We start from the raw sequence: 10,834 nt of genomic DNA on the forward strand, positions 1-10,834 counted from the left end.
CCGCCGCTAGGCTGCACGGGTGAGTACGACGATGCCGCCCGGCTGGTACCCCGACCCGGGGTACGCCGGCAACGGGCCTGCTCCGGAACGCTGGTGGGACGGGACCAACTGGACCGGTCAGACCCGGGAGACCACCGGAGCTGAGCCGGCGGGCCCGACCGCCGACCCCGCCCCGGACGACACCGCCCGCACCGCCGAGACCGCGGGCGCCGGCGACGGCGCCGCCCGACGGCGTCGCGCCGCCCTCGTGGCGGTGGGTGCCGCGGCCGCAGCCGCCGCGGTCCTCGCCGCCTTCCTCGTCGGCGGCGACGACCCGGCGCCCGACGCCCCCGCGGCCGGGAGCGAGCAGCAGGAGGACAAGGACGGGGAGGCCGGGGAGGACGGTCAGGACGGGGAGGGCGCCCCGGCCCCCGAGTTCACCCGTTGGACGACCGCCGCGGTGGGCGGGGCACAGCTCCCGCTGCCCGACGGCTGGACCGAGCGCCCGATTGACGGCGTCTCGGTCACCGGCGACGAGTACCCCTGCCCCCAGGACGCGGAGCGCCGCTGCGTGGTCGCCGGCGCGTTCCTCATCGAGGGCGAGCCCGGCACCGACCCCGGCGAGGCAGCCGCCGGCGACATCACCGTCCACACCGAGTCCTCGTTCTCGGACGCGGCCTACGGCGGCGTCACCGACCGCACCGAGGAGCTCTCCGAGGACGTGGACGTGGCCGGTGCCACTGGCCACCGGGTGCGCCACCGGCTCACCACGGGCGCGGGGACCGAGGCCTACGCGGAGAGCATCGCCTTCCCCGCCCCCGACGGCTCGGGCGCCACCCTCGTGCTGCGCCTGGGGTGGAACGCGGGGGAGAGCGGCCCCGGGGACGAGCTCATGGCGGCCCTCGTCACCGGCGTGCGCCCCGCGTCCGCCACCTCGCCCGGTACCGATGTCTGAACGTCCGACCGTAGAGTGACCCCGGTCGTCCACGACGACGACCGGCGACCGGTGAGTTGAGGGGGCATCGATGACCACCGAGCAGGGCCGCACGCCCATCCGGCCCCGTCGCGCGGCCCCACCCCGGCCCGCCGTCCGGTCGAGCCTGCCCGGAAGTCGAGGTCCGTCACCCCGCGGCCCCGAGGCCGCCGTCGGTCGGGCGGAACCCTCCCCGCGGGAGAACCCGACCCGCTCCGCCGGGGGCACCCGGCCCGGGCCCCGGGGCCGTCCGGAGAACCCGGTCCGCCGGCCGGGGAGCATCCTGCTGGACCTGGCAGCCGCAGGCGCCGCGGAGCGGCTCCGGCGGGGTCACGACCTCCCGGTCACCGTCCCCGTCGGACCGGATCCGCTGCTGAGTGCGACGGTCTCCGCCGAGACCGTCGCGGCGATCCTGAGCCGCCACGCACTGCCGCCGCGCAACCTCACCCTTTCCCTGACCGACGCGGTGCCCTTGCTCGACGACCCCGAGTACCGGCTGTGCCTGGGACGACTCCGTGCAGTCGGCGTCGGTATCGCCCTCCCGGGGCTCGGGGACGGCGCGGTGCATCCGGCCGTCCTTCGGCGGCTCCCGGTCACCGAACTGCACCTCGGCCGGGGCCTGGTCGCCGGGCTCCCGAGCTCCTCGCGGGCACGGACCACCGCGACCGCTCTGCTGGCGCTGGGCGGGGAACTCGGTGTGACGGTCGTCGCCGACGGCGTCGACCGTCCCGAGCAGGCCGCGGTGCTCCGCTCGCTCGGCTGTCCCCGCGGGCAGGGCGCGTCCCTCGGCGGTCCGCTCGACGAGGTGGCCCTCGTAGCCGCACTGCGCGCGGGGGCCGTGACCGACGGGCCGCCCGGGCACGGCCCGGCCGATGCCGACGTCCGCGACGTACGGCTCCGGGAAGCCCCCGCCCCCTGAGCACAGGAGGAGGGGGCCCCTCCTCCTGTGCGCCGCACGGCGCCCGCGGTCCCGGCTGCCCGTCCGCGCCCTACGGGGCCGTCGCTCCCGCGCACCCTCCCGGGCGGTGGCGGCTCCCGGGGCGCGTCGGGCTCCGAGCGCCGTCACACCTTCCGGGACCACGGGGTCGGCAATGTGCAGGCCCGCAGCGCCGATCACCTGCGGAGAAGCCCCGGACGCGCACGGGCGGCCCCCGGCTGTTCCTGCTGCTCGCACGGGTGTCCGGCGTGCGCCCGGATAGTGAGACTGGTTTCCGGTCCGCTTGACACGGACTGACCCCAAGGAGCAGTGTCTGTGCCATGCGCACCCGAATCCTCGTACTTGGCAGGCGCGTCGCCTGACCCGGGACCACTCTCCCGCGGCCACCCGACGCGCCCCCCTCGCATGCCCGACGGCACGAGGGGTTTTTTGTTGCACCGAACCGGTCCGGGGCCTCGGGCGAGACCCCGGACCGACCACCACCAGCCGAACCCAGCGCCATACCTTCAGAACCGGGAAGAGACCGCGATGACCGAGCAGTCAGGCGGGGCACCGAAGCCGCAGCCTCGCGCCCCCCGCAACGGACCGCAGCAGACCGCGACCGTCGAGCACCTCACGGGAGCGCAGTCCCTCATCCGCTCCCTCGAGTCGGTCGGCGCCGACACCGTATTCGGCATTCCCGGTGGCGCGATCCTCCCGGCCTACGACCCGATGATGGACTCCGGCACCGTCCGACACATCCTGGTGCGCCACGAGCAGGGCGCCGGCCACGCGGCGACCGGCTACGCCCAGGCCACGGGGCGCGTCGGCGTCTGCATGGCCACCTCGGGCCCCGGCGCCACCAACCTCGTGACGCCGATCGCCGACGCGCACATGGACTCGGTGCCGCTGGTCGCCATCACCGGGCAGGTCGCCAGCAAGGCCATCGGGACCGACGCGTTCCAGGAAGCCGACATCTGCGGCATCACCATGCCGGTGACCAAGCACAACTTCCTGGTCACCGACCCCGCGGAGATCCCCCGGACCATCGCCGAGGCGTTCCACATCGCCTCCACCGGCCGTCCCGGCCCCGTGCTGGTGGACATCTCCAAGGACGCGCTGCAGGCGCAGACCACCTTCAGCTGGCCCCCCACCCAGGACCTGCCTGGCTACCGCCCCGTCAGCCGGCCGCACTCCAAGCAGATCCGGGAGGCCGCACGGCTGATCTCCGAGGCGCGCCGCCCCGTGCTGTACGTCGGTGGGGGCGTGCTGAAGGCGGGGGCCTCCGCCGAACTGCTCGCCCTGGCGGAGCAGACCGGTATCCCCGTCACCACCACGCTGATGGCGCTGGGCGCCTTCCCCGACACCCACCCCCTCCACCTGGGTATGCCGGGCATGCACGGGTCGGTCACCGCGGTGACGGCGCTCCAGAAGTCCGACCTCATCGTCGCGCTGGGCGCCCGGTTCGACGACCGGGTCACCGGCCGACTGGACTCCTTCGCCCCCCACGCGAAGGTCGTCCACGCCGACATCGACCCGGCCGAGATCGGCAAGAACCGGGCCGCGGACGTCCCCATCGTCGGTGACGTGCGCGAGGTGCTGACCGAGCTTGCAGGCGCGCTGCAGACCGAGACCGCCGCCGGCCGCAGCGGCGACTACGGCGCGTGGCGCGAACTGCTGGGACGCTGGCGTGAGACCTACCCCCTGGGCTACGACCTCCCCGACGACGGCAGCCTCTCGCCGCAGCAGGTCATCGAACGCATCGGGCGGCTCGCCCCCGACGGGACCGTCTACACCGCGGGCGTCGGCCAGCACCAGATGTGGGCCGCGCACTTCCTCACCTTCGACAAGCCCGCCACCTGGCTGAACTCCGGCGGTCTGGGCACCATGGGCTACGCCGTCCCCGCCGCGCTCGGCGCCAAGGCGGGTCGTCCCGACACGACCGTGTGGGCCATCGACGGCGACGGCTGCTTCCAGATGACCAACCAGGAACTGGTCACCGCGGCACTCAACCGCATCCCGATCAAGGTGGCGGTCATCAACAACGGCGCGCTGGGCATGGTGCGCCAGTGGCAGACACTGTTCTACAACCAGCGGTACTCCAACACCACGCTCCACTCGGCGCCGGGCCAGGGCGGCACGTCCCCCCAGCCCTCCGGCGGCCGCGGCACCCGGGTGCCCGACTTCGTGATGCTCGCCGAGGCCATGGGCTGCGTCGGTCTGCGCTGCGAGGACCCCGCCGACCTCGACGCGACCATCGAGAAGGCCAACGCCATCAACGACCGCCCGGTCGTCGTGGACTTCATCGTCCACGAGGACGCCATGGTCTGGCCGATGGTCGCCGCCGGTACCTCCAACGACGAGGTGCAGGCCGCCCGCGGGGTCCGCCCCGACTTCGGCGACCTCGACGACTGAGCCGACAGCGCCCGAGCCAGAAAGCAGACCACTGATGTCCAAGCACACGCTGTCCGTTCTCGTGGAGAACAAGCCCGGCGTCCTCGCCCGGATCACCGCGTTGTTCTCCCGCCGCGGCTTCAACATCGACTCCCTCGCGGTCGGCACCACCGAACACCCCGGGGTCTCGCGCATCACCATCGTGGTGAGCGTGGGCGACCTGCCGCTGGAGCAGGTCACCAAGCAGCTGAACAAGCTGGTCAACGTGCTGAAGATCGTCGAACTGGAACCCGGTTCGGCCGTCCGACGTGAACTCGTTCTGGTGAAAGTCCGTGCGGACAACGAGACGCGGTCCCAGATCGTCGAGATCGTGCAGCTCTTCCGCGCCAAGACCGTCGACGTCGCCCCCGAGGCCGTCACGATCGAGGCCACGGGCAGCAGCGACAAACTGGAGGCGATGCTGCGCATGCTGGAACCGTTCGGTGTGAAGGAGCTGGTCCAATCCGGCACCATCGCCATCGGGCGGGGCGCGCGCTCCATCACCGACCGGTCGCTGCGCGCCCTGGAGAGGTCGGCCTGACCTGTCGGCGGGGTCACCACCCCGCCGCGGTCACGGCGCCCGCCCCGCGCACCACCCCAACCCGCACCACCCCGCACTCAAGGAGATAACCCAAGTGGCCGAGCTGTTCTACGACGACGACGCCGACCTGTCCATCATCCAGGGCCGCAAGGTCGCGGTTCTCGGCTACGGCAGCCAGGGCCACGCCCACGCGCTGTCGCTGCGCGACTCGGGCGTCGACGTGCGAGTCGGCCTGCACGAGGGCTCGCGTTCCCGCGCCAAGGCCGAGGAGCAGGGCCTGCGCGTCGTCACCCCCGCCGAGGCCTCCGCCGAGGCCGACGTCATCATGATCCTGGTTCCGGACCCGATCCAGGCCAAGGTGTACGAGGAGTCCGTCAAGGACCACCTCGCGGAGGGCGACGCCCTCTTCTTCGGCCACGGCTTCAACATCCGCTTCGGCTTCATCCAGCCGCCCGCCGGGGTCGACGTCTGCATGGTCGCCCCGAAGGGCCCGGGCCACCTGGTCCGCCGGCAGTACGAGGAGGGTCGAGGCGTCCCGTGCATCGCCGCGGTGGAGCAGGACGCGAGCGGCAACGCCTTCGCGCTCGCCCTCTCCTACGCCAAGGCCATCGGCGGCACTCGCGCCGGCGTCATCAAGACCACGTTCACCGAGGAGACCGAGACCGACCTCTTCGGTGAGCAGGCCGTCCTCTGCGGTGGCGCCTCCGCGCTCGTCAAGGCCGGTTTCGAGACCCTGGTCGAGGCCGGCTACCAGCCCGAGATCGCCTACTTCGAGTGCCTGCACGAGCTGAAGCTCATCGTCGACCTCATGTACGAGGGCGGCCTGGAGAAGATGCGCTGGTCGATCTCGGAGACCGCCGAGTGGGGCGACTACGTCACCGGCCCGCGGATCGTCACCGATGCCACCAAGGCCGAGATGAAGAAGGTCCTCTCCGAGATCCAGGACGGCACCTTCGCCAAGACCTGGATGGCCGAGTACGAGGCCGGCCTCCCCAAGTACAACGAGTACAAGACCGCGGACTCGAACCACAAGCTGGAGACCACCGGCAAGGAGCTGCGCAAGCTCATGAGCTGGGTCGACAACGAGGACTGAGCACCACCGACACCGGGTTGACAGCCGGTATCGCTCGAAGGGGCGGCGGTCCCGCGCATCCGGCGCCGGGACCGCCGCCGCGCCGATACACTGCCAGCACTAGCGCGTCACAGGCTCACAGCGTCGTGTGTCTCACGCGGCTGCCAACCTCCACCGCCTTCGGCCGTCGGGACGCGGCCACCCGCAGAGGACAAGCGAGGACTGAGACAAGTGAGCAAGCCCGTCGTACTGATCGCCGAAGAGCTTTCACCCGCCACCGTGGACGCGCTGGGACCGGACTTCGAGATCCGGACGTGCAACGGCGCGGACCGCGCCGAGCTCCTCGGCGCGATCGCCGAGGCCGACGCCATCCTGATCCGCAGCGCCACCAAGGTCGACGCCGAGGCCATCGCCGCCGGCCGCCGCCTGCGGGTCATCGCACGCGCCGGGGTCGGCCTCGACAACGTGGACGTCGCCGCCGCCACCAAGGCGGGCGTGATGGTCGTCAACGCCCCGACGTCCAACATCGTGACCGCCGCCGAGCTGGCCTGCGGTCTGATCCTCTCCACCGCCCGCCACATCCCGCAGGCCAACGCCGCGCTCAAGCAGGGTGAGTGGAAGCGCAGCAAGTACACGGGCGTCGAGCTCTCCGAGAAGACCCTCGGCGTGGTGGGTCTGGGCCGCATCGGCGTCCTGGTCGCGCAGCGCATGTCCGCCTTCGGAATGAAGATCGTCGCGTACGACCCCTACGTGCAGCCGGCGCGCGCCGCGCAGATGGGCGTGCGGATGGTCGCGCTCGACGACCTCCTCGCGACCTCGGACTTCATCACGGTCCACCTGCCCAGGACCCCGGAGACGGTGGGCCTGATCGGTGACGAGGCCCTGCAGAAGGTGCAGCCCTCGGTGCGCATCATCAACGCGGCGCGCGGCGGGATCGTGGACGAGGCGGCGCTGGCCAGCGCGCTCAAGGAGGGCCGCGTCGCGGGTGCGGGGCTGGACGTCTACGCCACCGAACCCTGCACCGACTCCCCGCTGTTCGAGTACGACAACGTCATCAACACCCCCCACCTGGGCGCGTCCACCGGTGAGGCGCAGGAGAAGGCCGGCGTCTCCGTCGCCCGCTCCGTGCGGCTCGCGCTCGCCGGTGAACTGGTGCCGGACGCCGTGAACGTGCAGGGCGGGGTCATCGCCGAGGAGGTGCGGCCCGGTCTGCCGCTGGCGGAGAACCTGGGGCGCATCTTCACGGCGCTCGCGGGCGAGGTCGCGCAGCGGCTGGACGTCGAGGTCTACGGCGAGATCACCCAGCACGACGTGAAGGTGCTGGAGCTCTCCGCGCTGAAGGGCGTCTTCGAGGATGTCGTGGCCGAGACGGTGTCCTACGTCAACGCACCGCTGTTCGCGCAGGAGCGCGGCGTCGAGGTCCGGCTGACCACCAGCTCCGAGTCGCCCGACCACCGCAACCTCATCACCGTGCGTGGCACCCTCACCGACGGGACCGAGGTCTCGGTCTCCGGCACTCTCGCGGGCCCGAAGCACCAGCAGAAGATCGTCGGGATCAGCGAGCACACCGTGGACCTGGCGCTTGCCGACCACATGGCCTTCCTGCGCTACACCGACCGACCGGGTGTCGTCGGCACCCTCGGCCGGCTGTTGGGCGAGGCGGGCATCAACATCGCCGGCATGCAGGTCGCCCGGGCGGAGGAGGGCGGCGCCGCGCTGATCGCGCTGACGGTCGACGGCACCATCCCGGCCCAGGTGCTGACCGAGATCGGCGCCGAGATCGGCGCGACCTCGGTGCGGGGAGTCAACCTCACCGACTGATCAGCGGAAGGGTGCCCGGCGACCGGGCGCTCGCCGTCGGCCGGCCGCACCGCGGCCGGATGCTGTCGCGACCGGCCGTCGCCGTCTGCTGCGACGCGCGGGCCGGACGATGCGTGTCCGGGACCCGCGGCCGGCGGGCGGCCGTCGGTGCGGGGGTGTCAGCCTCCGGCCAGCTCGTACGCCTTGGCCGGGGAGAACGACCCGGCCGGGCCGTCGCACCCGTCGAGTTCACCGGGCAGCTTGATCCAGAGGAAGGCGTCCACTCCGGGGACACCGGGGTTCACGGTCGGGTTGTTGCCGACCAGTCGGCCGGGCGGGTCGCACCACTCGCTGCCGAGCGGGCCGTTGCCGTTGCGGCTGGTGTCGACCACAGCGCCGAGACCGCCGCCCAGCTCGGCGATGACCGCGGACGCGTAGGCCGTCTCGTCGGTGGTGGTCCGGTAGTTGGAGATGTTGGTGGCGATGCCGGCTCCGTGCTCCAGGATGCCCGCCTCCACCAGCGTCGGTGCGATGGCGGCCGGCGTGTGCCAGGCCGAGTGGCCGACGTCGTAGTAGACACGGGCCTCGGGGTTGGCGTCGGTGACGGCCTCGGCGAGGCCTGCCAGCGCGGCCAGCCGTTCCGCCCGCTGCTGGTTGTCGAGGCAGTCGATCAGCGGAATCGCATCGGGCTCGAGCACCACCACGACCGGCTCGGAGCCGAGCCCCGCCGCGAAGAGCCCGCTCCACTCGGCGTACGCGGCGAAGCTCGGTGCTCCGCCGCCGGAATGGTTCCCGCAGTCCCGGAACGGGATCATGTAGGGCACCACCACGGGCAGTTGGCCGGCGGCTGCTGCCGCCGAGGTGACCTCGGCGACCTGTTGGGTGATCGTGCCCGGGTTGTACGCGCCGGCGAACCAGACCGCCTGCGGTTGCGAGCCGATCCGCTCCGCGATCAGCGGTGCACGGTGGTCGCCGGGGTTCGCGTCGAGCCATGCGTGGACGCCGGCTTCTGCCCGGTAGAGCTCCATGGAGGGCAGGGCGGTCGTGCCGGCGTCCGCGGTGCCGGAGTCCGCGGACGAGGCGGGCGATGCGGGCGGGGCGGGTGAGGGGGACGCGCCGGTCGCGGCCGGCGCGATCGCCAGACCGGCGAGCAGCGTCACGCCGGTGAGCGCGGTGAGCACGCGCCCGCCGCGCGCACGGCGCTCCGACCGCCGCCGGCGGAGAGGTGTGGGGGTGGGCGTGGTTCTGGGGTTCTCCACGAGTGTCCTTCCTGACGGGGGAGCGCCGGATTGTGGGGGAATCTCACGGTGAACCGTGATGGGAGCGCTCCCAGGGGCACGGTAACGGCGGGGCGCCATGCGGTGAAGCCCTCGCGCACGCTGTGGAGCGACAGGATTCCGACAGCCTCCGGCCACGCCTGCGCACCGCGTCGGGATCGCCTGGGGCCTGCGAGGGATGCCCACTTGACCGGGGCCCCGGCTGCCGCGCCTGGGCGGTACGGGGCCGGGGGCGACTGTCGCACCGGACCGGGCCACGGCAGGACCCGCAGGGTGAGATGCGGGGCCGGCGCGCCATGCGTCCGCCCCGTGCGTCCGCCCCATGCGCCAGGAGGCGCACGGCGCTTTCGGCGCTCGGGGCACCGCGCGACCGCACGGTCGCGGGCCGTCGTCCGGGTCGGGGTCCGTGACCGTCCGCGGAGCTGTGGCTGGGCCCGGAGCTGGGCTTCGGCCCTCGACATCCCTCGCGTCGTCAGGCAGTCCGGGCCCGCGCAACCGGTCGTGCGGGCCCGGCATTCCCCCTCCCGTCGCCGGCGGCTCAGCCGGTGGCGGGCAACGGGCCCGGAAGCGCCCCTCCCTGACGCGCGACACGGGCGACGGGACGGCACGAACGGGCCCGCTCGAGCGGCGACGGTCTGCCAGGAGCCGGCCGGGCAGCGCGGGGGCACACGACAACCGCTGTGCGAGTGCAGTCCTCGACAACGCCACCGCGTCCGAGGTCTCCTCCACGATCACGTCCCGCGGCTGTCACCCCCGCTCGCGGTCAACATGGTCAGAGCCGGGCGGTCTTCAGCGCCATGTGCAGCAACAGTCGGTCGGCGCCGTCCGCGAGGTCGAGACCGGTGAGCTGTTCCACGCGGGAGAGCCGGTAGTACAGCGTCTGCCGATGCACACCCAGCGCCGCCGCCGTGCGCCCCGCCGCGCCCGCGTGGTCGAGGTAGGACTCCACCGTCCGGGCGAGCTCGCGCTGGTCGGCGCGCAGCAGCACGGAGACGGCCGGGTCCGGTTCGTCGGTGGCGACCTCCGCCGCCGTGGTGAGCAGCCGGTACGGACCGAGGCGGTCCCAGTGCGCCACGGGGCGCAGACGGGGCTCGGCCCGCGCCGCGCGCGCCGCGCACGCCGCGGAACGTGACGCGGCCGTATCCCTCGGGCGGGAGGAGCGCCTCGGCGAGCTGCTGGGGCTTCCCGGTGGCGAGCCGCTCACCGCCGAGCAGCTCGACGAGCACGCCGAGTCCCTCACCGAACTGCTGGAGACCACGGTCGGCGACGCCGAGCGTCAGCTGTTCGACCTGCGGACCGCCGCGGCCGACGACAGCCGCATCCTCGGGGCGCTCGGCGACGGTGGCCTGCTGCCCGCCGGGCCGGACGTCCTGGCCACCGTGGAGTTCCTCGGCGAGCACGGCATCCCCGCGCTGCCCGGCTGGCGCTATCTCGCGCAGTCGGTGGACCCGGCCGACCACGCGGCCGTCCTCGCCGCCCGCCCGGAGCTGGTCGACGGCGTCGTCATCACCGACCCCGAGAGCCACGCCCGGGCCCGGGAGGCGCTGGCCGCGGCGGCGCTGCTGCCCCGGTCCGCCGTGGCGGTCGGCACCGCGGCCGCCCTGCTGGCCCCGACGCCGCCCGCGACGGACGACGCCGTCTTCCTCGTCCCGCCCAACCCGGCCATGCACGACGAGAGCGCCGCCGACACCGAGCGCCAGGAGCTGCGGCGCCGTGCGCAGGCAAGGGAGGAGGAGATCCGGCTCCTCGCCGGCCGTCTCGGTGCGGACCGCGCCCTCGTCGCCCGGCTCGCCTCCTGGCGCGCCGGGTGCCCCGCCGGGCGGCTCGCGGAGCTCGCCGCCAC

At 73.3% G+C, this 10,834-nt stretch carries 7 protein-coding genes and 2 pseudogenes; 7 read left to right on the forward strand and 2 right to left on the reverse strand.

Going from position 1 to position 10,834, the window contains the following annotated elements; all coding sequences use genetic code 11:
- Window positions 1-19: 19 nt before the first annotated feature.
- The 6 genes from HCN52_RS07445 (at window position 20) to serA (ending at window position 7,735) form a co-directional block, all read left to right on the forward strand.
- Window positions 20-934 (forward strand): DUF2510 domain-containing protein, encoded by a 915-nt coding sequence (locus HCN52_RS07445; protein ID WP_168087570.1) that lies wholly within the window; start codon window positions 20-22, stop codon window positions 932-934.
- Between the two features lie 70 nt (window positions 935-1,004).
- Window positions 1,005-1,871, forward strand: coding sequence for an EAL domain-containing protein (locus HCN52_RS07450; protein WP_168087571.1), 867 nt, complete (start codon window positions 1,005-1,007; stop codon window positions 1,869-1,871).
- A gap of 546 nt (window positions 1,872-2,417) precedes the next feature.
- A complete protein-coding gene (locus HCN52_RS07455; RefSeq protein ID WP_168087572.1) occupies window positions 2,418-4,283 on the forward strand; it encodes an acetolactate synthase large subunit in 1,866 nt (621 codons plus the stop codon).
- A gap of 34 nt (window positions 4,284-4,317) precedes the next feature.
- A complete protein-coding gene (gene ilvN, locus HCN52_RS07460) occupies window positions 4,318-4,842 on the forward strand; it encodes an acetolactate synthase small subunit (protein ID WP_167968940.1) in 525 nt (174 codons plus the stop codon).
- 94 nt (window positions 4,843-4,936) lie between these two features.
- The gene (ilvC, locus tag HCN52_RS07465) at window positions 4,937-5,935 is read left to right on the forward strand and encodes a ketol-acid reductoisomerase (protein WP_168087573.1); all 999 of its coding nucleotides are present in this window, start codon (window positions 4,937-4,939) and stop codon (window positions 5,933-5,935) included.
- Window positions 5,936-6,145: 210 nt separating this feature from the next.
- Window positions 6,146-7,735 carry a phosphoglycerate dehydrogenase gene (gene serA, locus HCN52_RS07470; RefSeq protein ID WP_168087574.1) on the forward strand — a complete coding sequence of 530 codons (1,590 nt, stop codon included), beginning with the start codon at window positions 6,146-6,148 and terminating at the stop codon, window positions 7,733-7,735.
- Window positions 7,736-7,893: 158 nt separating this feature from the next.
- Here the strand turns inward: serA and HCN52_RS07475 are convergent, their stop codons facing one another.
- Together HCN52_RS07475 and HCN52_RS07480 are read right to left on the reverse strand one after the other, a co-directional pair.
- Window positions 7,894-8,973: a glycoside hydrolase family 6 protein gene (locus HCN52_RS07475; protein ID WP_168087575.1), complete on the reverse strand. Its 1,080-nt coding sequence runs from the start codon at window positions 8,971-8,973 to the stop codon at window positions 7,894-7,896.
- Window positions 8,974-9,763: 790 nt separating this feature from the next.
- Window positions 9,764-10,126: pseudogene (locus tag HCN52_RS07480) on the reverse strand (helix-turn-helix domain-containing protein); the annotation flags it as partial.
- Here HCN52_RS07480 and HCN52_RS07485 point away from each other — a divergent pair.
- A pseudogene (locus HCN52_RS07485) lies at window positions 10,026-10,834 on the forward strand (hypothetical protein); the annotation flags it as partial. The pseudogenes HCN52_RS07480 and HCN52_RS07485 sit on opposite strands and share 101 nt — an antisense overlap.

It is taken from the genome of Streptomyces bohaiensis, assembly GCF_012033785.1.
GTDB lineage: Bacteria > Actinomycetota > Actinomycetes > Streptomycetales > Streptomycetaceae > Streptomyces > Streptomyces bohaiensis.

Bases quoted from the DNA above. Each gene is read 5' to 3' on its own strand.
- HCN52_RS07455 (WP_168087572.1), top strand. From the start codon at position 2,418: ATGACCGAGCAGTCAGGCGGGGCACCGAAGCCGCAGCCTCGCGCCCCC.
- ilvN (WP_167968940.1), top strand. From the start codon at position 4,318: ATGTCCAAGCACACGCTGTCCGTTCTCGTGGAGAACAAGCCCGGCGTC.
- HCN52_RS07450 (WP_168087571.1), top strand. From the start codon at position 1,005: ATGACCACCGAGCAGGGCCGCACGCCCATCCGGCCCCGTCGCGCGGCC.